The organism is Spirillospora sp. NPDC048819 (genome assembly GCF_040650055.1).
GTDB lineage: Bacteria > Actinomycetota > Actinomycetes > Streptosporangiales > Streptosporangiaceae > Spirillospora.
Window position 1 is genome coordinate 466725 of record NZ_JBEZGN010000001.1, and the last position, 22936, is coordinate 489660.

The window sequence follows — 22936 nt, forward strand, 5'->3', positions numbered from 1 at the left end:
TCCCGCTAGCTCGCGAACGGCTCGGTGATCGGCGCCGCGAAGTACGTCCCGCCGTCGTGCGGGAGTCCGTACATGTCCTCCAGGGTCCGCAGCATGTTGTAGTGGTTGAGCCTCTGGAACAGGTTTCCGTACCTGCCCGGCTTCACGTGGGCCCCGTAGAGGATGGTCTCGATGTTGTTGACGGGGTTGAAGACCTGCGATTCGTCCCAGGTGACGATCAGCAGGCTGTTGTTGGACTTGGCCCACTCGGCATAGCCGCTCAGCTTGTTACGCAGGTAGGCGTCGCCTTGGGCCACCGACGCGCTGTGCATGTTGTGCCGGTTGTCCGGAATCAGGTACGACACCGTGGGCAGCTCGCTGAAATCACTGGGGAACTGCGTGTCCGTCATGAACGCGCTGGTCGGGATATTGCTGAAGTTCAGCCACGGCGCGTGCCGCTGCACGTAGTCGCCGCTGGAACACGTGGACGGACGACCGGGGTAGCCCTGCATGTAGGCCCCGAACGACTTCCCCTTCGCGATGAGCTTGGACGCCAGGTTGGGGCGGTTGAACGGCGCACCCATGACCGGGCATTCGTCGAACAGCCCTGCCACCCAGCCGTGGAACATGGCGAAGTAGTTGCCCTGGCTCGGATGCACGATCCCGTACATCTCGGTCAGCGATGCCCCGTCCCGCCTGAGCCGGTCGATGAACGGCGCGGCGCTCGAGGTGATCTCGCTGTCGTCGCGGTTCTCCTCCACCACGATGACGACATGGTCATAGGCGGGGACGGCGGCCCGCGCCACGCCGGTGTCCAGACCGACCAGCGCCGCGGCGGCGAGGAGCTCGCCGATGAAGGGGATCCGTCGTGCGGTGAACGTCATCTGCATGGTCCCTCACTCCGCTCAGCCGCAGTTGCCCTGTGACGCCTGACCATCGATGCGCCTGCCGAGCCAGTCGATGGCGGGGCGGGCGCCGAGCAGCGCGGTGGTGATGTGGTCGCCCAGCAGGACGGGCTCCCACTGGACGGTCGCTCCGCGGGCGCACCAGTCGGCACGGAGCTGCGCCGCGACGTCATAGCTGACGATGTTGTCCGCGGTGCCCTGGTACAGGAACACCGGGCGGCCCGGGGCGCGGTCGCCGAGCTTGTCGGCCTCGAGACGCGCACGCCAGGCCGGCACCTCCAGCAGGTTCTGCTCGGTCAGGTCGTCGAGCGATTTGCCCTGGCTCGCCAGGACGATGTCCAGGACGCACCCGTCACGCACCTTCTCGGCCAGGGCGCGCCCCTCCTCGTTGAGGTATTTCTCCAGGTCGAGCTCCGGGTAGGCCGCGTCATGGCCGATGGCCGCCATCAGCGCCAGGGCGCCGTCGCCGGAGCCGGACGGCCCGTCCGCGACCAGGTCGGCGGGAACGCCGCCGCTCGCGGTGCCCATGACGTCCAGCTCGGGCGCGTAGCTCCCGGCCAGTTCCGCGGCCCACGCGCTCGCCTGGCCGCCCTGCGAGTAGCCCATGATCGCGACGGGCGATGCGGCCGTCACGCCCGCCGCCTGGGCATCCGGGAGGCGCTGCGCGGCGCGCGCGGCGTCCAGGACGGCCGTTCCCTCCGAGCGTCCGACGAGGTAGGTGTGGTCGCCGGGAGTGCCGAGGCCGGGGTAGTCGGTGACGGCGACGGCCCAGCCGTGCTGCAGTGCCTGCGCGATGGTCCCGGCCTCCGCCGAGCCGCCCTCGGGCAGGGTGGCCGAGGGCGCGCACTGGTCGCCCATGCCGACGGTGCCGATCGCGTAGGTGAGCAGCGGCCGGGCGCCGGTGCGGCCGTCCTCCGGCACGATGACGGTGCCGGAGACGACGTCGGCCGCCCCGTTGGCGTCGGTCGAGCGGTAGTGGATCTTCCAGGCCCGGGTGGCGGTGTCCATCCCGGGCAGGACGCGGAACGCGGACGGCTCCGCGCTCACGATGTCGCCCGGCCGTGCGGCGGCGGCGACGGCGGTGCCCGTACCGGCCGCCTGGAACGTCGCGGCCGCCATGACGGCGGCCGCCGTCCAGGCCAGGCGGCGCAGGCCGGTGTGGATGGTGCCGGTTCGTCTCATGGCTCTCCTCGGGGGTGGGCCGCAGGCGGACGGCCGCGAAGGGCCGCGGGAGACGAGCGCCTCCCCGTCCGTGCGGGTGCGGGGCACCATGAAACCTCCGGAGGCGGATCGGAACAATACTTGAATTTGGATTCAAGTTCGTGTAATTCACCCCCTCGCGCCTCATCGCGCACAGCCCGTCGACCAGGGATTTTTTACGTTATGTAACTTTGGAAATACATAACGTCAATCCGCTCCTCCGTACGGTGGTGGCATGGAGGAGCCGTCGGTTCTGCAGGTCGCGATCCGCTTGTTCGCCGAACTCGGCTACGACGGAACGACACGGCAACTCGTGGCCGATGCCGCGGGAGTCGGCGTCCAGGAGGTCGCGGACGTCTGGGGGGACAAACGCGGGCTCTACCTGGCCGCCATGCGGGGCGCCTTCGAAGCGGAACAGGCGATGTTGAAGGAGGCCGTGGAGAACTGCCCGCCCGGCCTCCAGTGCCTCCACGAGGTCGCCGACACCTACCTCGACTTCCACGCCGATCACCCGTACATCCGCGCCCTGTGGATGCAGCGGTGGATGAGGGACGCGGCCGACATCGGCGGCCTGGAGGACTCGTTCACCCGTCCCTTGCTGCGCCTGGTCACACGTAACGTCGCCGACCGGTTGCCGCCCGGCTCGCAGGTCGACGTCCCCTACCTGCTCAGCATGGTGATCTGGTGCGTGCACGGCTTCCTGGCGTCGGGCGTGCTCGCACACGGGCACGGACTGCGTTACGCCGACGATCCGCGAACCCGGCAGGAGTTCCGCGCGCAACTGCACCTGCTGATCGACCGGATGGCCGGCTGACCGTCCGCGCCGGCGGATTCAGGACGAGGGCGTGAGCCGAAGACCGTTGAACCAGAGCCTGTTCAACGTGTCGACCAGATCGTCGTAGCCGATCGGCACCCCGGAGACGAAGACCATGTACGCCATCCGGCTGACCATCGCGGACAGCGCGTGCGCGGTGACCAGCGGATCGAGATCCGGGTCGGCCTCGCCGGCCTCCTGGAGTTCTCGGATCATCTTCGCGTTGCGCCGGGCGAAGGCGTCGCCGCGTTCGAGGCGAAGCTTGTGGAACTTCTCATCGACCTGGGCGACCTGCTCGAACAGCGCCATGAGGCGGGCGTTCCGCCGGTACGACTGCAGGTACTCGCGATTCGCCGCATCGATGACCGCGCGGGGGCCGCCGGTGCGCTCGCTCATGTGGGGATGCAGCATCTCCTCCTGCAGCATCTCGACGAGCGCGGCGAAGATCTCTTCCTTGTCGTTGAAGTAGGTGTAGAAGGACCCCGTCGCCACCTTGGCGGTGCTGCAGATGTCGACGATGCGGGCGTCGAGGTACCCGTCGCGTTCGAACACCTCTCGCGCCGCGACGACGAGCGCCTTCCTCGTCCGCATACCGCGCCGGCTCCGCGGGGTGATCCTGGCCTGCCGGTCACCCTCGGTAACGTCTTGAGGATCCACTGCGATCCGTTCAACTTTGCTCGGTCGCGACTTCACTGGCCTGAAGGGTAGCAGCGCCACGGCGGCCCGCATCACCATCCGTGTCGGTGGTCGAGGCGCAGTTCAGGGGCTCGGATACACTGCCTGCGCCTGGTCCTGGCGGCGGGAAAGTCAGGTATGTGAGAAACGGTGGGCGGCGGGCCTTCGGGTCCTCGCCGATGCGTGACGGACGGCCGATGCCCTGATGCCCGACCTGACAACGACGATCTGGGCCCATCACGTCCGGCGGCGATGGCCGTTGACCGGGCGGGGCCCGGACGTGGAGGCGATTCTCCGGCCGCTCCTCGCCGATGGCCAGCACGGGGTCCTGCTCGCCGGCGACACCGGGGTGGGCAAGAGCCGCGTCGTCGAGGCCGTTCTGCACCGTTGCGCCGTCAGCTCATGTCACACCGCCCGGATCACCTGTACACCGGCGGACCGTGACCTCCCATTCGGAGCGGTCCGCCAGCTCCTTCCAGCGCCGGGCAGCTCGCCGGGCGACGCGGCGGAGCTTCCCGGCGCGGTTGCCGCGGCCCTGCTCAAGGCCGCGGAGGGACGTACGATCGTCATCGCCATCGATGACGCGAGCTGGCTGGACGAGGGGTCGGCGGCGGTGGTCCAGAAGTTGGTGGTTCACGCCGGCGCGCGAGTGCTGATGGCCACCCGGACGGAGGCCGCCGCGACGCCACCGGTCGAGGCACTGCGGCGCTGGGGCCGATGGTCCCGGATCGACCTCGCCCCGCTCGACCGGCCGCAGACGAGGGACCTGGTCGAGGCGGTCCTCGGGGCTCCGGCGGACGGGCTCACTCTGGACGGGCTGTGGCGGGTCACCGGCGGTAACCCGCTCTTCCTGCGCGAGATGCTCTGCGGCGCCGTGGACGACGGCGCCCTGGTGACGCGGGAAGGCGTCGTGACCTGGCGTGATGGAGTGATCAGCGAGGTCTATCCCAGTGACACCGCGGCAGCGGCGCTGGAAGCGCTGTCGCCCGAGGAGCTGGACGCGCTGCGCTACGTGGCCGTCGCCCACTCGGCCCCGCTGGAAGTGATCGAGCAACTCGTCGCGGCGCCGGTGCTCGAACGGCTGGAGGATCACCGGCTCATCCAGCTCGACCAGTCCGCACGTGTCCCCCTGCTCCGGGTGACCCACCCGCTGCACGCCCACACGGTCATCGCCCGCACCGGAGCGTTGCGGATCCGGCGGATCCGCAACGACCTCGCCACCGCGATGATGGCGTGCCGGCCGGACGATCGGATCCGTGCGGTGCAGTGGCGGCTGGCCGCCCAGTTGGACGTGCCCGACGATGAGGTGCTGGCGGCGGCCGACGAGGCTCTGCGCCACCGGGATGCGGCCATGGCGGAACATCTGTCCCGCCAGGTCTCCACGCCGGCGGGGGCCTTGCGGCTGGGCCGGGTGCTGGTCGCCCGGGGCGAGTACGTCGAGGCGGAGAAGTGGCTGGCCGACGCGGCCCGGGGGCTGACCGATCCGGCCGGGCGGGCGAACGTGGCGGCCCTCCGGGCGGTCAACCTCTTCTGGGGTTTCCGTGAGCCGCGACGGGCGTTCGAGGTCATCACCGAGGCCAAGGCCGCGCTGCCTGCGGACGGCTCCAGTGACCTGCTGGCCGCCGAAGCGCTCGTCGTGGTCTTCGACGGCCGGGCCGACGCGGCGAACGAGATGGTGGACCGCCTGCTGCGCCGTCCCCCCGAGGATCCGGTCCTGGTCGGCGCGATCGCACCATTGCGGCCGCAGCTGCTGCTCTTCACCGGCCGGCCGGCGCAGGCGATCGCGGAGCTGTCCGCGGTTGAGACCGCGTTCTCCGGCGCGTGGCCGATGATGCGGGCGATGACCCAGGCCTGCCACGTCCACGCGTTGATCATGACCGGTGCGGTGGAGCGGGCGGCGGAGACGGTGCAGCGTTACTATCACGACGCGGTCGAGCAGGGTTCGCCCGCCGGGGTGGGCATCGTGGCACTGGCCGGTGGGATCTGCGCCTACTACCAGGGGCGGCCCGAGCAGGCCGCGACGTGGTTGCGGGAAGCTCGCGCGTTGACCGGCGACCATCCGAGATTCCGGTTCCGGGAGACCGTACTGGCGATCAGCGCCGGCGTCGCCGCGGAGCTGGGCCTCGTCGATGAGGCCCTTGAGCTGCTGGACCGCCTCGGTGAGGACGGTGCCGGCCCGTCGGCGGCCGACTACGGCGCCTTCGGTGAGGTGTGGGCGCTGGTGATATCCGGGGACCGCAGTGGCGCCGGCGTGGTCCTGCGCCGCCGCGCGGCGGAGGCCCTGGCCGTGGGCAACGTGTTGATGGCCGCCGAGTTCCTCCATGTCGACATGCGGCTCAACCCGTCCGCGGCGGGGGCCGCTCGGCTTCGGCGGCTCGCGGAGAGCACCGATGGGGAGCTGTACGGCCTCCTGGCCGATCACGCCACCGCGTTGGCCCACCGGGATCTGCGCGAGATGAACCGCGTCAGCGCCGCCTTCGAGCAGCGCGGATATCGCGGCTTCGCGTTGGAGGCCGCCGCCACCGGGGCGACGTTCAACGGCGGCCGGGAGGTGAACGCGCTGGCCCGCCGCACCCAGCGGCTGCTCGGCGAGCATCGGGGCACCTGGCCGGAGTGGCTGCCCGCGCCGAAGGCCGCGCCGGTGCTGACCCGCCGGGAACAGCAGGTCGGTGAACTGGCGGCGGGCGGGATGGACACGCAGACGATCGCGCGAACGTTGTCGGTGTCCCCCCGTACGGTCGAGAACCATCTCCAGCGGGCGTATGACAAGCTCGGCATCCGCCGCCGCACGGAGCTGGCGGCGGCGCTCGCCGAGGACGGCCTCATGATCCGCTGATCGCCGGGTTCCGCTGAACCTGCTGTTCGCGTACGAGCCGGGCGTAGCGGCCGCCCCGGGAGACGAGAGCGTCGTGGGTGCCCTGCTCCACGATCGTCCCCCGGTCGATGACGACGATGAGGTCGGCGTTCCGGATCGTGGAGAGCCGATGTGCGATCACCACCTGCGTGCAGCCGAGCGCCGTGAGTTCCGCCTGGATCATCGCCTCGGTACGGGCGTCCAGGCTCGATGTCGGCTCATCGAGCAGGAGAACGGTGGGCTCGTGCACCACGGCACGGGCCAGCGCGATCCGTTGCCGCTGGCCACCGGACACCTGTGAGCCGGCCTCACCGACGGCGGTGTACAGCCCCATCGGCATGGCCATGATGTCCTCGGTGAGCGCGGCCACCCGTACCGCCGCATGGATCTGTTCGGTGGTGCAGTGGTCCTTCCCGGCGGTGATGTTGTCGGCGATCGTGCCCTCGAAGAGGAACGGCTGCTGGGTGACGATCCCCATCTGCCGGCGCAGCCGCCGGCGGTCGAGCAGCTCCAGCGGCACCCCGTCATAACTGATCTGCCCATCGGTCGGCTCGAGCAGGCCGAGCAGGAGCCGGCCGAGGGTGGTCTTGCCGGAACCGGACGGCCCGACGATCGCGACGCGCTGCCCCGGTTCGATCCGCAGGGTGATGTCGCGCAGGACCGGGCGGGAGGGGTGGTAGCCGAAGTACGCGCCGCGCACCTCGACGCGGCCGTGCAGGCCGCCGGGCAGCCGCACCTGGCCGTTCGGCGCCGAGGGCGTGTCCATGATGTCGCCCAGGCGTTCCAGGTGGGCGATCGCGGCATGGAGTTGCTGGACGGTGGTGAGCAGCGACCCCAGCGGGGCCAGCGCGGCGCCGGCCAGCGCGGCGAGGGCGAGCAGCTCACCGAGCTGCGCCGGGCTGGGCAGCTGGTAGGCGACGATGAGCAGCAGCCCGACGGCCAGGGCGGTCTGCACCGCGGTGGTGAGCGCCTGGACTCCGGAGAGGAACAGGTCGCGACGCCGGGCGGTGGCGAGCTCGCGGTCGTGGCGGGCCCGCCAGCGGGTGACGGTGGCTTCCTCCGCCCCGCAGGCGATCACCGTTTCCACCCCGCCGAGGCTTTCCACCAGGGTGTTCTGCGTCAGCGCCTGGGCGTTCAGCGATTCGCGCACGCGCTGGATGCTCGGCCGCCCGGCCAGCAGCGCGATGAGCGCCTGTAGGGCCGCGACGGCGGCGGCGGCGATCGCGATCGGCGGGGAGGCGAACGCGAGCAGAGCCAGGTATCCCAGTCCGGTGAGGCAGTCGATGCCGAACGCGAGGGACCGCTCCGTCACCAGGTCACGCAGCGTCGAGGCGGTGGAGAGGCGGGTGAGCAGGTCACCGGAGCCGCGCTGGTCGAAGAAGCGGAAGGGCAGGGTGAAGGTGTGCCCGACGAGGCGGCGCATCAGCCGGGCCGCCACGCCGGTCTGCAACTGGATCAGCAACACCGATCGCAGCCAGCTCACGACCGTGAAGACCAGCCAGGCGACGCCTGCCGCCGCGGTGAGCGGGAGCAGCATCTCCTCAAGGCTCCCGCTGGTCGTCCCGTCGACCACCGCCCGGGTGACTCCCGCCACCAGCAGCGGGAACAGCTGCACCATCAGGGACGCGGCGACCAGGGCGGCGATCAGCCGCCAGTCGCCGAGCACCCCGGTGAGCAGCCGGGCAGCGGTCCGCCAGGTCGAGTCGGAGCCGCGGGGCAGCTTCCCGGCGGGTTTCCCGGAGAGTACGACGCCGCTGTAGCCGGCCCTGAACTCGTCATGGCTCAGCCGGCGCCGGCCCTGGGCCGGGTCGGCGATGCTCACCCCCGTGTCGCGGATGTCCTCGACGACGACGAAATGGTTCTGCCCCCAATGGGCGATGAGCGGGCCCGGCAGCCGGGTGAGTCCGGCCGCCGGCGCGGCGAACGCGCGCAGATTCAGCCCGAAATGCTTTCCGGCGCCGATCAGCTCGCGGGCGCTCGCGCCGTCCCGGTCCGACGGGAGATGCCGGCGTGCCTCGATGACGGAGGTGCGCCGGCCGTGGGCGCTCAGCACCATGGCCAGGCAGGCGGCGGCGCAGTCCGCCGCGGAGAGCTGCATCCGCAGCGGTACGCGGCGGCGCGGCCGCAAACGGCGGGTCACAACCAGTGCCATCGAATCGTCGCCTTGGCCCGCTGCTCGGTGAGCCACTCGGTCAGCGCCGCGTCGCCGGCGCGGGCCAGCGCCGCCGGATCCGCCGCGGTAGCGGGTTCCCGTTCCCGCACGCCGCCGAGGATGACCTGCCCTGCCTCCGGCACCGGCCCGGCGAGCTCTCCCGCCGCGAGGGAGCGCAGCGGTGCGGGCAGGTCGAGCGCTCGGCGCCGGCCCATGGTGAGCTGGACCTCTCCGGCCTGCCGGGTGTCCCCGGTGCGCTGACCGAGACAGGTGAGAAGGTCGGCCGGGGTGCGTGCCGCGGCGAAGTCGTCCAGTGTCCTCGCGTCGGTCGCCTGCACCCAGACCGCGTCGACCTCGAAGTCGGCCAGGTGGGTTCGCAAGTGGTCGGCCGCGTGCTCGTCCTTGAAGTTTCGCCGGAACCGCTCGATGCGGGCGACGAACTCGATGTGGGTGCCGAAGGCTTCTTCGGTGAGACCGACGTCGGCCAGCCATTCGAGGGTGGCCGCCCGGCTGTGCAGGCCACGGCCGCGGCGGAACGTGTCGGCGGCCGCCGCCAGCTCTTCGGCGGTCGCCGCCTCGTCCTCGTCGAACACCTGGTCCCACAGGAGGCAGTAGTCGACGAGTTGCCGGTGCAGGGTGGGATCCCGCCGGTTGAGGGCACGGATCGTGAACAGCGCGGAGGGCACCGAAAGCGATCGCTCGTTAACGCTGAGCAGCCGGTTGGCCGCGAAGTGGGTGGAGTACTCGATCGACCACGGGACCCCGTCTTCGGCCTGCCCGGTGAGGGCGACGCTCCCGCCGTCCGGGTGGGCGAGCACCAGGTCGTAGCCGGCCCGCAGGTCTCCCGGCGGGGCGTCGACGACGAGTTCGGGCCGGCGCCGCGGGTGGGCGGCGGCCCAGTCGGCGACCAGCCGCCGGGCCTCGCCGACCTGGTCCCGGTGCCGGGGCAGTCGGCGCAGCAGCGCCACCGCGCTGACCAGATCAGCGCCGAATGCGGCGTCCACGTCGGACGCGTCGCCGGCTTCGGCGACTGCTGTCGATGCCGATCGGGTGGTCACGGCGCTGTCTCCTTGGTCGCGTCCCGGGTCACGGGTTCGTCGGCGGTCAGCCAATCGGCGATCGCGTCGCTGATCGGCAATCCGGTGAGCGTTTCGATCCAGCCCCACTGCCCGTTCACGTTCACTTCGAGGAAGACGTACTCTCCGTCCTCGCGGCGGATGAGATCGATGGCCCCGAAGTTCAGCCCGAGTGCGGAAATGAAGTCCAGGCAGCGCTCGGCCACCTCGCCGGGAAGCTCGACGGCGCGGTAGGCGACGGTGTTGTCGTCGTAGCGCCGCCAGTCCTGCGCGGTCAACCGGGAGGACTGCGAATCGATCTCGGCGGCGAAGAGCCGGTCGCCCACCACCGTCACCCGCAGCTCGGCGGCCTTGGCGATGTTGGGTTGGAGGATCACCGGCGCGTGCTGGATCCGGTGCCGGCCGGCGAGGTGACGCCGCTTCACCTGGGTGGTGTAGACGAGGTGCTGCTCGCCGTAGACCCAGAAGTCCGTGTACGTCAGCGCCTTGCTGATGAGTTGCCCGTCGGCGCGGTTCCAGGCGGGGATCAGCTCGTCCGGATCGTTGGTGAAGAGGGTCCGCGGCACGGTGAAGCCGAGTTCGGCGGCCTTGGCGAGGTGGACCAGCTTGTTGTCGGACCGCAGCGCCTGAGTGGGCTTGGCCGGCATCCAGCGCGCCGGCAGCAGCTCCCAGAAGCCGTCGCGGAAGCGGCGGGCGACCAGATCGGCATTCGCCCGGTAGGCCTCATCGGTCACCAGGTCACCGACCTGGATCGGGCTGGGGCGACGATCCCAGACGGCGGTGACCTCGGCCAGGTCGTACGTCCGGCCGCGGTGTTTCAGGATCTGCCGGCAGCCGCCGTCGTCCATCTCGACGGTCAGCCGGCTGTGCGCCGGGTACTGGTCCTCGTCCCACCAGAGCACCGGGATTCCGCGCGCTTCCACCTTGGGGCGTACGAAATCAATGGTGGCGGCGTCGTCGGGACTACTGATGATCAAAAGCATGTGAGCGCTCCAGGACCACATCGCAAAGGACGTGGCGCGCCCGGTCGATCCCCCCACCGGTGCGCGCCACGCGGTTCGTGTCGGACGCTAGACCCGGAAGCACTCTTCCTGAGGACTTCCGTCCCGCCTCTCTGCGCCGGTCACGGAGCAGACGAAGCCCGAGCCGGGGGCCATCGCGCCGACGATGAGGTCGAGGTCGTCGTCCTCGACGAGTTCGACGACGTCGGTGTCGTCCGGTGCAAGATCACCGATCCGAAACTTGATCAACTTTCCTTCCTTCCCGGCGTGCGGCACGAGACCCGCACCGCCTAGATCTCGCTTCGAATGCTCCACTCGCACCCCGGGCACCCGCCTGAGTAGTGACTACTCAAAACGATGTGGCGTACGTCACATCATGCGCGCCGTGCTCGACCACGGCGTTATTCGCCCGCGCATGTGAACCACCGCGACCACCCACGCCGTCACGGCGACGGGGACGCGGCGATGGCCACGCGGTTCCAGGTGTTGATGGCGGCGATCGTCCACAGGAGGTGGGCCAGCGGGGTCTCGTCGAAGTGCTCGCGGGCGGCGCCGAAGACGTCGCCCGGGACGCCCGCCGGGCTGAGCGAGGTCATGGCCTCGGCGAGGGCGAGGGCCGCGCGTTCGGCGTCGGTGAACAGCGGGCTCTCGCGCCAGGACGTGAGGGCGTCCAGGCGGTTCTCGCTTTCTCCGGCTTCCAGCGCCGCCCGCGTGTGCGTCGACAGGCAGAACGCGCAGCCGTTGATCTGGGAGACGCGGATGCGGACGAGTTCGGCCAGGAGCGGATCGAGGGCCGCGCTCGCGGCCCTGTCGAGGCCGGCCATCGCGGTGTGGACGTCCGGGGCGGCGGCGTGAAGGTCGATGCGGTAGGCGCTCATCGTCTCTCCCGGGGTCGTCGGCCCTGCACCGAGTAGATCGCATAGGAGCGGGCGCGGAAGCCGGGGTGGGCGAGCAGCTCGCGTACCTCGGCCAGTTGCCGGTCGGTCATTCCGGCGCGGACGAATATCTCGCGCAGGTGCCGGGTGTGGTGGCTGAGGAGTTGGAGTCCGGGCGAGTCGGCGCTCCACAGTTCGGAACGGCGGAGGGAGGAGATGCCGGTCAGTCCCGATCGGCGCATCGCGGCTGCGGCCTTGCGGCCCCAGGCCGTATCGACGTCCTCGCCGTTCATGATCCGTGCCTTTGTGTCCATGAACGTTCTGTAGAGGCGGTGCGCGGCGGGGTCGGGCACTCGGAGGGCGGGCGCGTCGGTGGCGTCGAACTCGTCCACCTGGAGGACGCCGCCCGGTTTGAGGGCCCGTACCAGGCGGTCGAGGACGGCGAGGCGGTCGGGCAGCAGCCGCAGGACGAGGCGGGCGTGGACGAGGTCGAACTCGGCCTCCGGAAGCGGGTCGCGAACGATGTCGTGACGGAGGAATTCGAGACCCGCGACGGCGGGACGGCGGACGGGCCTGATGTCGGTGGCCAGCACACCGCCGGTCGGGGCGACGCGCCGCGCCAGCCATGCCGCAACGCCGCCGTCCCCTGCGCCGACCTCCAGGCACCGCCATCCCGGTCCGATGCCGGTCTGGGCGAGGCGTCCCTTGGTGAGGGGGTCGAAGGCCAGGCCCAGCAGGCGGTGCTGCTCGCCGTTGTGGTCGTCGTGTCCGCCGAAGACGGGCGGGGGCCGGAGCCCGGACGTCGCGTTCACGCCGGCCGCCGCGCGGGACCGGCGGTGTCCGCCGGGACGGCGGCCTCGGCGGCGATGCGGGTCAGGGCGGAGACGTTGACCTTGCCGGTCGGGCCGAGCGGAAGTTCGGGCAGCGTCAGGAAGCGTTCGGGGAGCCCGCGCTTGTCCAGGCCGCGTTCCAGCAGGTACGCGATCAGAACGGCCGGGGACGGCGTCGCGGCCCCGGGACGCGCCGCCAGGCAGGCGCACATCCGTTCGCCCAGGTCGCGGTCGCTCACCGGGACGCAGTGCACGTCCGCGATGTCGGGGTGGGCGACGAGTGCGCGCTCCACCTCCGCCGGAGAAATCCCGACGCCGCCGCGGATGACGATGCGCTTGAGCCGGTCGAGCACCCACAGTGCGCCGTCGCCGTCCAGGCGGCCGAGGTCGCCGGTGCGCACCCAGCCGCCGGGGGCCCGGTACCGGGCGTCCAGGTCGGGGGCCGCGACGTAGCACAGCGGGGTCATCGGGCCGAGCGCCCATATCTCCCCCGCCTGGCCGGGAGGCAAGGGCCTCCCCTCGGGGTCGCGGATGCTGATCCGCGCGACATCGGGGTCGGGGACGCCGGCCAGCCCGGGTTCCCAGCGGGCCGGGTCGTGGCCGGTGTGGCAGTTGACCCCGTCGCTGGAGCCGTAAATGTTGACGGGTGGCATGCCGAACCGGCGGACGCACGCGTCCCGGACATGCCCGTGCACCGGCCCCGCGCTGGAGACGACGGCTTTGAGCGACGACAGGTCCGCGCCGGTCTCGCGTTCGCCCATGCGCAACAGCATGGTGGGGACGCCGAACAGGTGAGTGGGACGGTGCCGCTCGACCGCTTCGAGCGCGGCGGCGGCGTCGAAACGCGGGAGCAGGACCAGCGTGCCGCCGTGGCGTGCGACGATCCCCGAGGTCGCCAGCGACCCGTACGACGACGCCAGCGAGACCAGCAGCAGGGCCCGCATCGGCTCGGGACCGCGTCGCAGGGCGCCCACATAGTTGCCGCGCCCGCCTCCCATGGCGTTGTGGGAGTACGCCACCATCTTCGGTTCCGACTCCGATCCCGAGGAGATCAAGATGCGGGCCGGGGCCTCCGGGTCGACGCCTTCGGGACGCCAGGCCCGCACGTCGCCGTCGCTGGCCTCGTCGAGGGAGTGGGTTCGTTCGTCCGGCGGTGTTCCCGGCGTCCACATCTGCAGGTCGTCCGAGCCGATGGCCGATGCGACGCCGTCCGGGGCGGTGATGAGCGCGGCGGCGCGGGAGCGGCCGAGGAGGCGAGCGATGTCGCGCGGTCCGTGCGTGTGGGGAATCGGCAGGGCCACGGCGCCGATCGCCGCGATCGCCAGTTCGGCGACGACGGCGTCGCGTCCGTTGGGCAGCAGGACGGCGATGATGTCGGCGGGCCCCCGGCCGGCGGCCCGCAGCGCGGCGGCCGCCCGGCGGACGCGGTCGTCGAGCGCGGCGTAGCCGAGGACGCCCGCGCCGTCGATGACGGCCTCGCGCTCGGGCGTCGCGAGGACGTGGTCGCGGAACAACGCGTAGAGATCCCGGCCGGGGCAGAGCCCGGCGGTGGTCCAGGCCGCGCGCGTCTCGGCGGGGACACGGTCGGCGATGGTGATGCCGTTGGCCGATCTCCATGGGGAAACGGCAGCGGATTTCATGTGGCCTCGCTAGGGATGGGAGGGCTGAGGGGTGAAGGTCCACGGGCTGCGGCTGTAGGCGGCTTGGCCGTGGGTCTCGAAGAGCGCCTCGTACGCGGGGTCGGCGGCCATCGCCGCGAGGTCCGACACCACGGGCGCGGTCGGCGCCGTCTCCGTGACCTGCTGATCGGCGTGCGCGTCGCGCAGGAGGCGGGCGGCGTCGGCCAGCCCGGTCTCGACGCGGACGCCGGTGCCGGTGCGGGCGCGGGCAAGCAGGCCCGCGACGGCGCCTTCGGCGCTGATGAGCGCGCCGAGGACGTCGATGACGGTCATCAGCGTCGGCGCCGGTGGCCGCCCGTGCTCCGCCAGCAGTGCCGCGACTCCCGTGTACGCCTGGACGAGATAGTCGGTGCCCATGGGCTGGGGTTCGGGGTGGACCTCGGCCCAGCCTCCGGCGTGCGCATAGACGAGGCCGGGCCGGACGGTGGCCAGGTCATCGGCGTCCAGTCCGAACTGGCTCGCGCGGCCGGGCGGCCAGTTCTGCAGGAAGACGTCCGACGAGGCGACGAGCCCGAGCGCCGTCTCGCGTCCCGCGCGGGTCTTCAGGTCGGCCTCGATGGCGTCCTTGCCCCGGTTCAGTGCGAGGAAGCGGGCGGAGCAGTCGCCCGCCAGGGGCGGGACGCCGCGCATCGGGTCGCCGCCGGGCGGCTCCAGCCGGACGATCTCGGCTCCGAGCCGGCCGAGCAGGTGCCCGGCGAGCGGCCCCTGGATCCGGTTGGTGGCCTCGGCGACGCGCACACCCCCGAGGGGGGCACAGTCGAGGGGGGCATGGCCGCCTGCGGGACGGCGCGTCCGGCCGTTCCCCGGCACTGTGGCGGCCGGGTCCGTACCGGCGGGGGCGATGGCGCGGGCCCGCCAGGGGGACGCGGGCGCTGGCAGCGGGCACGCCGCGTCCTCGTTCACCTCCACGATGCTGACGCCGGCGGCGAGGGCGGCGGCGCGGACGGCCGGGTAGTGGCGCGCCGCCGCAGCGGCCCGCAACGCAGGTGGGAGTGTGCAGGTCGCGGTGGCGAACCGCTGCTGGAAGGGCCGCCAGCCCGCGACGATCTCGGGCCGTCCGGCGCCGAGCGCCGTCCAGAAGGCCAGCCAGTTCTCGGCGGCGAACGTCTCGATCTCGAAGCGGACGCCGTCGGCCGACCGGAACGGCGGTGTCCGCTCAGCGATCCCGGGCGGTGTCCGCTCGGCGGCTTCGGGCGGTGTCCGCTCGGCGGGATCGGGCGGGCACTGCCCGGTGCCGGGGTCCGACGCGGCGACGGCGACGTACTGGGTGAGTGCCAGCGCCGTGGCCTGGGCGACGGACGTCGCCGCGCGGACGGGCGGCCCGCCCCGCAGCACGGCCAGCATCCCGGCGGCGATGGCCTGGACCGCGAGGACGCCGGCGCACACCGAGGCGAAATCGACCGGCAGCACGCGCGGCGCACCGGTGGCACGGCCGTGGACGTGCATGATGCCGCAGGCGGCCTGCACGTCGCGTTCGCCTTGCATGGGCACTCCGACCGGCCCGGACCAGCCGATGCGGCACTCGGGCAGCGCCCGGCCCCCTGCCGCGAAGGGTGCGTGGACGACGCCCAGCCACCCCGCCTGCGCGTCCGGCGGCGCCGCGCCGGCGGTCTCGACCACGCAGCCGAGCGCGCGCAGCCGGGCGGCGGCGACACGGATCACGAGGGAGTCGCCGAGCGCGCGCACGACCGTCCCGTCCAGGGGGCGGGCCGTGAGGTCTTCCAGGGCCCGGGGCATGGCGGCCGTCATGTCCATTTGCCCGTCCCGTGGGTCTCGGGTGTCAGGCCCAGGTGCTCGCGCAGGGGCGCTCGCCGCACCTTGCCGGTCGCCGTGCGCGGTATCCGCTCCCACGTCGTGAGGACGGGCTCGGCGAGGTCCGGCAGGTCGGCGACGGCGTTCCGCCACTGGTCCGGGTCCAGGCGGCCGTCCTCGACGACGAGCACGGGCTGCGCGGGACGGCCGGGAACGCTCAGGACGACGCATTCGCCGACGCCGGGCAGCCGGTCCTCGATGACGTCCTCGACTTCGACGCAGCTGGCCTCCGGGAGGGCGTCGGCCTCCCGGTCCAGCAGGAGCAGGCGCCCGGTCCGGGTGAGGACGCCGATGTCGCCGGTGATGAACCACTGCCCCGCGCGTTTGCGCAGGTAGCGTTCGCGCTCGGCGACGTAGCCGAGGCACAGCGCCTTGGTGCTGCAGACCAGCAGCCCGGCGGTGCCGCGCGGGACGGGACGCAGCGTTTCGCGGTCGACGACGCGCAGCCGGGTGCGGCCGGGGACGGGGTGGCCGAGGTCGCGGGTGGTGGGATGCCGGCCGTGCTCGGGGCGCATGGCGCGCCGGGTGAGGAAGCGGAAGGTCAGCGGCCCCGTCTCGCTCTGCCCCCAGCCCTGCAGCCAGATCGGACGCGGATGCCGGGTGGCGTCGAGGAACGTGCGGACGGTCGGCGGGTGCACGGCGTCGAACGTGCTGATGTAGAGGCGGACGCGGTCGAACGCCCGTGACCGCGCGCGGGGGCGCCAGCGCGCGAAGGTCGAGGGCTGCGCCTCCATGATGGTCGGCCGGTGCTCCTCCAGCAGCGGGCGGGCCTCGGCCCAGTTAGCGGACGTGATCACCAGCATCTTCGCGGGACCGAGGGCCGCGACGGCGGCCGTCCAGGCGAGCGCGCGTCCGTGGGCGAAGGAGAAGGCGGCCGCCACCACGTCGTCAGGGCGGCTCGCGAGCACGGGCCACCGGTGGGCCTCGAAGTCGGCGAGGCGCCGCAGCAGCGTGCGGGTGGAGTGCACGACGAGCTTCGGGACGCCGGTGGTGCCCGACGTGTGCACGATGGCGAGCGGGTCGTCGGCGGGCGGGCGCCGTGGGGCGGGGGCGGTGTGGCCGCGCACGTCGTCGAGCGACAGCGCGGACGGGTCGCCGGCCTCCCCGCCGGCGTCGGGGCCGAGCACGAGCGTCCGGGCGGCCGCGAAGCCGGCGCGGTCGCAGGCCGGCCGCGCCGAGTCCACGACCAGAAGTGCCGGGTCGAGTCGTTTGAGCAGGACGTCCAGGACGTCCGTCTCCAGGTGCGCCGACAGCGGCGCGGGCACCGCGCCCAGGCGGGCGGCCGCGCAGCACAGCAGCACCAGGTCCCAGTGGTCGCGCTTGCAGATGGCGACGCGGTCGCCGGGTCTCACGCCCGCGGCGGCGAACCATCCGGCGGCGTCCCGCACGAGCCCGGCCAGGGCGGGCGGATCCAGGACGGTGCCCTGGTCGGGGGCGATGTCCAGCGGCCGGCTGAGGTGCACCGTGGTGGGGTGACCGCGGGCGGCCACGTCCTCGAACAGCGTGCCCAGCTCGACGCGCTTGCCGAAGAGGGTCATCTGGTCTCCTCTCCTCACCTCTGCTCGCGGGAATGGACATCGGCCGCCGCGCGGGGCGCGGCCGGAACGGCGCCGGCGGGACGCCGCGCGGGCGACGACAGGTAGGCCCGCACGCGTTCGGCGGCCAGGGAGGCGGAGGCGACCGCGCCCTCGCTGCACGGGCGCAGCGGTACCCAGTCGCCCGCGTACTCGACCGCTGCGGCGGGCCGGACGGCGAAGGCGCCGCGCAGCCGCAGGGCGCGCGGCGTCGCCTCGGGCAGCCCGTGCCGGAACCGGTGCACCCGGACATGGGACGGGTCGGCGCGCAGGCCGGGGACGAAGTGCCCGGCACGGGCGATCAGCCGCTCCGCGACCGTCCGGTCGGGCTCGCCGAAGAGTTCGCGGCAGCCGCTCGGCGAGGGGATGAGCGAGATCAGCCCGTGCCCGCGCGGCGCCCGCCCGGGATGTTTGCGGTGGTCGAAGGTGATGACGTTGAGCAGCGTGTCCGCGGTGGCGGGGATGAGGGTGGCGAAGCTCGGCCGCGCCGGCTCCGGTGGCGCGTCCATGACGAGGCTGACGCGCAGCATGGGCGTGTACCCGCATTCGGCGAGGAACTCCCGCGCGGCGGCGCGCGGATCGTCGTACAGGCGGGCCGCGACCGGGGCCGGGACGGCGAGCACCACCGCCCGCGCGGTGACGGTGCCGCGCGGGGACTCCACCCGGACGATGTCGCCGTCGCCGGTCACGCGGGTGACGGGGTGGTCGGTGGTGACGTCCAGGCGGTCGGCGAGGGCGCGGGCCAGGGTGTCCATGCCGTCGCGGTAGGTGTGCCAGGTGTGGGAGCCGCCGCACGCGGCCAGGTGCGCCGCGAACGGGGCGGCGGCCGAGCGTTCGGGGTCCCAGCCGAAGAATCCGGCGGCCAGCGGGTGGACGAGGTAGTCGTAAAGGTCCGGGTGGTAGGGCCGGGCCAGGTCGGCCACGGTGTCCTCGGCGATGCGGGCCCGTTCGGGACGGCCGGGGTCGAGTTCGCCGCGCCGCGCCAGCCGTGCCAGCCGCGCCTGCAACCGCACCAGGTCGAACCGTGCGCGCGGGCTCAGGCCGGCGCCGGTCAGCAGCCCCAGCGGGCGGCCGGCGTTCGGGCGGGGCCGTCCGCCGCGCCACACGGCCAGGGCGTCGCGGACGTTCGGCACGGCGGCCGGGTCGCGGTCCAGCCCGAGGTCGGCGATGAGCCTCCACGTCGCCGGGTAGCCGGCGCGGCCGGGGAACATCTCCGCGCCCGTGTCGATCAGGCAGCCGTGCTCGCGGACGGTCCGCATCCGCCCGCCGACGGCCCCGGCGGCTTCGAGCACCCGCACCGTGCGCCCCTGCCCGGCCAGCGTGTACGCGGTGGCCAGCCCGGCGGGGCCGGCCCCCACTACGGCGACGTCCAGCAGAGGGGCAGCGCCGCCGGGGATCGGGCGCGTCACGCCGTCGCCCCCGCCATGAGGGCGGACGCGACCAGCAGGACCACCGTCACGCGGTGGGCGCGGATGGCGATCCGGCGGGCGCGCAGGATGTCGCCGCGGAAGCCGATCAGCAGGTGGGCGAGCCGCATGGCGACGAGCGGGAGCATGACCGCGGCGAACCACCACGGCGCGATCCCCGTGGCCGCCGCCGCGGCGATGAGCACGACCTGGGCGCCCGTCATGGCGGCGACGAACAGCCGGTGCGCCGGGGCGGAGACCACGGTGGCGACGGTGATGCGCCCGGCCGCCCGGTCGCCGTCGGCGTCGTTGGTGTTGGAGTACAGCCCGAACAGCATCGGTCCCGATCCGAACAGCACCGCCTGCACGACGACGAACCCGGTCGTCCCGCCCGTCAGCAGCGCGTACGGCGCCAGCGTCCAGCCGATGCCGAGGCCGATGAGGAAGAGCTCCTGGAACCCGCGGTAGCTGATCTTCAGCCCCCACGAGTACTGGACGGACGCGGCCACGCAGGCCGCCGCCAGCACGACCGCCCACACCGGGCGGTGCGGGGCCGCCGCGACCACGGCCGCCCACAGCGCCGACCCGGCCGCGGCGGCCGTCCAGGAGAAGCGCAGCGCCTGCGCCTCGGTGAGCGTCCCGGCGACGAGTGGTTTGCGCGCCAGCCTGCGCCGGGCCGCGTCCGAGCCGTAGTTGGCCGCGTCGCTGCCGTCGCGGTAGCCGGTGACGTCGTCGAAGCCGACCATGGCGGCCACGACGACGACCTGGGCGATCAGGGTCAGCGCGAGGACGCCGAACGTCCGCGGCTCCCAGCGCGCGGCGGGCGCCAGCAGCGCCCAGACGACCACGAGCCCGAGGTAGTAGTCGTAGATGTCCAGCTTGGCCAGGCGTGCGTAGGCGGCGAGGGTGCCGGGCCCGGACACACCGGGCTCCCGGACGGCGGTCTGGTGGCTCATGTTCGGTCCCGGTGGGTGTCGGGGAACGCGCAGACGGTGTCGGCGATGTGCTCGGCCTGCGCGTCGGTCAGGTTCGGGTAGAGCGGCAGCGAGATGTTGCGCCGGGCAGCGTCCTCCGCGTTCGGCCAGGACCCGCCGGGCCGCGCGTAAGGGGCGAACCCCGGCTGGGCGGGCAGCGGACGCGGGTAGTACACGTGGGCGGCGATGCCGTGTTCGGCCAGATGGGCGCGCAACGCGTCCCGCCGCTCGGTGAGGACGGTGTACACGTAGGGGAACCGGCCGTCCCCGCCCTCCGGGGGCGCCACGAGGCCCCGGCCCGCCAGCGGCGCGAGACGCCGGGAGTAGTAGGCGGAGATCTCCGCGCGGCGCGCGAGCCGGTCGTCCAGGCCGGGCAGCCGGTGCAGCTGGAAGGCGGCCATCACCTCGTCGAAGCGGCTGTTGTGGCCGATCCGGTGGTGGACGAACCGGTGGACGCCGTCCTGCCCGTGGTTGCGGAGCATCCGCACGTCCCCGGCGAGGTCGGTGTCGTCGGTGACGACCATGCCGCCCTCTCCGGGCATGCCGAAGGTCTTGACCTGGACGAACGAGTACAGCCCCGCGTCTCCCCAGCGGCCCGCGGGCCGGCCCCGCAGCGTCCCGCCCTGGGCGAGCGCGGAGTCCTCGATCAGGCGGAGGCCGTGCCGGTCGGCCAGCGCGCGGAAGGCGGGCATGTCCGCCATCACCGAGAACATGTGGGCGGCCAGCAGCGCCTTGGTGCGCGGGGTGATCAGCGACTCGGCGGCGGCCGGATCGACGGTCAGCCGCACCGGGTCGATGTCGGCGAACACCGGGCGGGCGCCGGCGTCGATGACGGTCGCGGCCGGGGGCGGGCAGCCGAACGCGGGCACGATGACCTCGTCGCCCGGCCCGACGCCCATGGCCGCCAGGATCAAGGTCAGGGCGGACGTCCCGCTCGAACAGGCGACGGCGGCGCGCGCGCCGACGCGTTCAGCCAGCTCACGCTCCAGGCGCGCGGTCCGCTCACCGAGGATGAACTTCTGCTCGGGCCCGGTGCCGATGGCGCGCACGGTCTCCAGCAGCGCCTCCCGGTCGTGCTCGAACAGCTCAGGCGAGAAGAACGGGATGGTCGTCGCGACGGACGGGGCGTTCATCGCGCCCTCCCGGCGTAGAAGCCCTCGATCTCGTCGCAGACGCGATCGGCGTGCGCCGCGGGCAGGTCGGGGTAGAGCGGGAGCGCGATGGCGGCGGCGCAGGCGGCCTCCGCTCGCGGGAAGTCGCCGGGCCGGTGGCCGAGGTGGGCGAAGCACGGCTGCAGATGCAGCGGGACCGGATAGTAGATCTCCGTGCCGATACCGCGGGCGGACAGGTGCACGGCCAGGGCGTCCCGGTCCTCGACCTGGAGAAGGTAGACGTAGACGACGCGGTTGCTCCCGGCGAGCGGCGGACGCGCCCCCGGGACGCTCCGGACGCCGGGAAGGCCGCGCAGCCGGGCGTCGTAGCGGCCGGCCAGTTCCGCGCGCCGGGCGATGCCGGCGTCGAGGGCCGTGAGCTTGGCCAGCAGGACGGCCGCCTGGACGTCGTCCATCTTGCTGTTGCGTCCCGGCAGCACCGTGGCGTTGGAGATGCCGGGGAAGTCGCCGAGCGTGCGGCCGCCGCGGCCGTGGTGGCGGAGCATCCGGGCCTTCGCGGCGATGGACGCGTCGCCGGTCAGCACCGCCCCGCCGTCCCCGATGCCGCCGAGCGTCTTGGCGGGGAAGAACGACAGCACCCCGCCCGCGCCGAGCAGCCCGGCGTGGACGCCGTCCATGCGCATGCCGATGGCCTCGGCGCTGTCCTCCACGATCGTCAGGCCGTGCCGCCGCGCCACGTCCCGGAGGCCGCGCATGTCGGCCATGCGGTCGAACAGATGGACCGGCATGACCATCTTGGTGCGCGGGGTGACCGCGGCGTCCACCGACGCCGGATCGACGCCGTGGCCGTCCTCCTCGATGTCGGCGAAGACCGGGACGCCCCCGGCGAGCACCACGGCGCTGGCCGTCGCGATGAACGAGTAGGCGGGGACGATCACCTCGTCGCCCGGCCGCAGCCCGGCGGCGCGCAGCAGCAGGATCAGCGCGTCGGTTCCGGAGTTGACCGCCACCACATGGCGGGCGCCGGTCCAGGCCGCGAGCCGCTCCTCCAGTTCCCCGACCTTCGCGCCGTGCGAGAACTTCCCGTTGTCCAGAACGTCGGTGACATGCCTGCTGATCTCATTCCAATTATCTTCGAAACTCTGTGCCTGACTGAAGAACGGAATGGCGGGCGCGGCGGACGGCGCTGCCGCGGGCGGCGTTTTCTGCACGATTCCCTTTGCGGTCGAGGGCGGCGGGGACCGTCCGGAGAAGACCGGGGCGGAGACCTGGAGCAGTGGCCCCGGAACTTCCCCGGACGGCGTTCCTTACCGGAGGGCCCGGTCAGCGACCGAGCAGCGGGATGTCGTTGCGGCCGAGGTGGTAGTCGCGGACCGCGTCGACCAGTTCGGCGACCGAGAGCTTGCCGCTGCCGTCGGTGTCGAGGTCGCGGAAGGCGCGGTCGGCGACCTCGCCCTCCAGGCCGATCGCGGCGAACCAGCCGTGCATCTCCGACGGGGAGATCTCGCCGTCGCCGCTGCGGTCCAGGACGTTGACGATCGCCTCGATCGTCGGCTGCACGACCGAGGCGAACCCGGCGTCGCCCTTACCGATGATCTCCTGCTCGGCGGCCGCCAGGAACTGGTTGCGGGTCAGCCGGTCGGCGCCGGCGGCCGCGGACAGCTTGTCGAACATGCCGAGGTAGGCCTGCTTGAGCTGGTCCGCCTTCGGGGTGCCCTGCGCGCCGAGGCGGGCGATGATCTCGTCCGCCTCGCGCTCGAAGTCGTCCCGCTCGATGGCGCCGTTGCCGTTGCGGTCCCACAGCCGGAACCGCTCCTCCAGGCGCGTGGACTGGGTGGTGGCCATGACCATTTGCATTTCCTCCTGTGCCGTTGGAACTGAATGGACGACCGGTCGGATCGGCGCCGATTCGGGAGAGCCGAACCGGGCGCCGGCACTATCTATTCTGCCGCCCTATACCCGCATCGAACATGCGATGAGAGTAAGGTTTGGATATCTCGCGAACGAAGGCCGTATCA

The 22936-nt window shown here is 72.7% G+C and carries 19 protein-coding genes; 2 read left to right on the top strand and 17 right to left on the bottom strand.

Features of this window, described 5'->3' with window-relative positions:
* Window positions 1-5 precede the first annotated feature (5 nt).
* Both AB0C35_RS02260 and AB0C35_RS02265 read right to left on the bottom strand, forming a co-directional pair.
* Window positions 6-869: an alkaline phosphatase family protein gene (locus AB0C35_RS02260; protein ID WP_358449528.1), complete on the bottom strand. Its 864-nt coding sequence runs from the start codon at window positions 867-869 to the stop codon at window positions 6-8.
* A gap of 15 nt (window positions 870-884) precedes the next feature.
* Complete coding sequence (locus tag AB0C35_RS02265; RefSeq protein WP_358449530.1) at window positions 885-2066, bottom strand: lipase family protein; 1182 nt, start codon at window positions 2064-2066, stop codon at window positions 885-887.
* Between the two features lie 253 nt (window positions 2067-2319).
* Between AB0C35_RS02265 and AB0C35_RS02270 the strand changes: the two genes are divergently transcribed.
* Window positions 2320-2898 (top strand): TetR/AcrR family transcriptional regulator, encoded by a 579-nt coding sequence (locus tag AB0C35_RS02270; protein WP_358449532.1) that lies wholly within the window; start codon window positions 2320-2322, stop codon window positions 2896-2898.
* Window positions 2899-2916: 18 nt separating this feature from the next.
* Here AB0C35_RS02270 and AB0C35_RS02275 read toward each other — a convergent pair whose 3' ends face one another.
* The gene (locus AB0C35_RS02275) at window positions 2917-3489 is read right to left on the bottom strand and encodes a TetR/AcrR family transcriptional regulator (protein WP_358449534.1); all 573 of its coding nucleotides are present in this window, start codon (window positions 3487-3489) and stop codon (window positions 2917-2919) included.
* Between the two features lie 289 nt (window positions 3490-3778).
* Between AB0C35_RS02275 and AB0C35_RS02280 the strand changes: the two genes are divergently transcribed.
* Complete coding sequence (locus AB0C35_RS02280; protein WP_358449536.1) at window positions 3779-6409, top strand: LuxR C-terminal-related transcriptional regulator; 2631 nt, start codon at window positions 3779-3781, stop codon at window positions 6407-6409.
* On the opposite strand, the gene AB0C35_RS02285 is transcribed toward AB0C35_RS02280, so the two are convergent.
* The 14 genes from AB0C35_RS02285 to AB0C35_RS02350 all read right to left on the bottom strand — a co-directional run bounded on the left by AB0C35_RS02285 (window position 6396) and on the right by AB0C35_RS02350 (window position 22769).
* Window positions 6396-8579 (bottom strand): peptidase domain-containing ABC transporter, encoded by a 2184-nt coding sequence (locus AB0C35_RS02285; RefSeq protein ID WP_358449538.1) that lies wholly within the window; start codon window positions 8577-8579, stop codon window positions 6396-6398. The two genes, AB0C35_RS02280 and AB0C35_RS02285, sit on opposite strands and share 14 nt — an antisense overlap.
* Complete coding sequence (locus tag AB0C35_RS02290; RefSeq protein ID WP_358449540.1) at window positions 8564-9637, bottom strand: TIGR04500 family putative peptide maturation system protein; 1074 nt, start codon at window positions 9635-9637, stop codon at window positions 8564-8566. Before AB0C35_RS02290 ends, AB0C35_RS02285 begins: the two co-directional genes overlap by 16 nt.
* The gene (locus tag AB0C35_RS02295; protein WP_358449541.1) at window positions 9634-10638 is read right to left on the bottom strand and encodes an MvdC/MvdD family ATP grasp protein; all 1005 of its coding nucleotides are present in this window, start codon (window positions 10636-10638) and stop codon (window positions 9634-9636) included. Before AB0C35_RS02295 ends, AB0C35_RS02290 begins: the two co-directional genes overlap by 4 nt.
* A gap of 87 nt (window positions 10639-10725) precedes the next feature.
* Window positions 10726-10905: a hypothetical protein gene (locus AB0C35_RS02300; protein ID WP_358449543.1), complete on the bottom strand. Its 180-nt coding sequence runs from the start codon at window positions 10903-10905 to the stop codon at window positions 10726-10728.
* Window positions 10906-11099: 194 nt separating this feature from the next.
* Window positions 11100-11534, bottom strand: coding sequence for a carboxymuconolactone decarboxylase family protein (locus AB0C35_RS02305; RefSeq protein ID WP_358449545.1), 435 nt, complete (start codon window positions 11532-11534; stop codon window positions 11100-11102).
* Entirely contained in the window at window positions 11531-12343 is an 813-nt protein-coding gene (locus AB0C35_RS02310) for a methyltransferase domain-containing protein (protein ID WP_358449547.1), read from the bottom strand. The genes AB0C35_RS02305 and AB0C35_RS02310 overlap by 4 nt, the downstream gene beginning before the upstream one ends.
* Entirely contained in the window at window positions 12340-14001 is a 1662-nt protein-coding gene (locus AB0C35_RS02315; protein ID WP_358449549.1) for a class I adenylate-forming enzyme family protein, read from the bottom strand. Before AB0C35_RS02315 ends, AB0C35_RS02310 begins: the two co-directional genes overlap by 4 nt.
* 9 nt (window positions 14002-14010) lie before the next feature.
* Complete coding sequence (locus tag AB0C35_RS02320; RefSeq protein ID WP_358449551.1) at window positions 14011-15795, bottom strand: CoA transferase; 1785 nt, start codon at window positions 15793-15795, stop codon at window positions 14011-14013.
* Window positions 15786-17390 (bottom strand): class I adenylate-forming enzyme family protein, encoded by a 1605-nt coding sequence (locus tag AB0C35_RS02325; RefSeq protein WP_358449553.1) that lies wholly within the window; start codon window positions 17388-17390, stop codon window positions 15786-15788. The genes AB0C35_RS02320 and AB0C35_RS02325 overlap by 10 nt, the downstream gene beginning before the upstream one ends.
* 14 nt (window positions 17391-17404) lie before the next feature.
* Complete coding sequence (locus AB0C35_RS02330; protein WP_358449555.1) at window positions 17405-18835, bottom strand: NAD(P)/FAD-dependent oxidoreductase; 1431 nt, start codon at window positions 18833-18835, stop codon at window positions 17405-17407.
* Window positions 18832-19788, bottom strand: a complete 957-nt coding sequence (locus AB0C35_RS02335; RefSeq protein ID WP_358449557.1) for a UbiA family prenyltransferase — start codon at window positions 19786-19788, stop codon at window positions 18832-18834. Before AB0C35_RS02335 ends, AB0C35_RS02330 begins: the two co-directional genes overlap by 4 nt.
* Entirely contained in the window at window positions 19785-20939 is a 1155-nt protein-coding gene (locus AB0C35_RS02340; RefSeq protein ID WP_358449558.1) for a DegT/DnrJ/EryC1/StrS family aminotransferase, read from the bottom strand. The genes AB0C35_RS02335 and AB0C35_RS02340 overlap by 4 nt, the downstream gene beginning before the upstream one ends.
* Entirely contained in the window at window positions 20936-22129 is a 1194-nt protein-coding gene (locus tag AB0C35_RS02345; RefSeq protein WP_358449559.1) for a DegT/DnrJ/EryC1/StrS family aminotransferase, read from the bottom strand. The genes AB0C35_RS02340 and AB0C35_RS02345 overlap by 4 nt, the downstream gene beginning before the upstream one ends.
* Window positions 22130-22241: 112 nt before the next feature.
* Complete coding sequence (locus tag AB0C35_RS02350) at window positions 22242-22769, bottom strand: EF-hand domain-containing protein (protein ID WP_358449560.1); 528 nt, start codon at window positions 22767-22769, stop codon at window positions 22242-22244.
* Window positions 22770-22936: the final 167 nt, after the last annotated feature.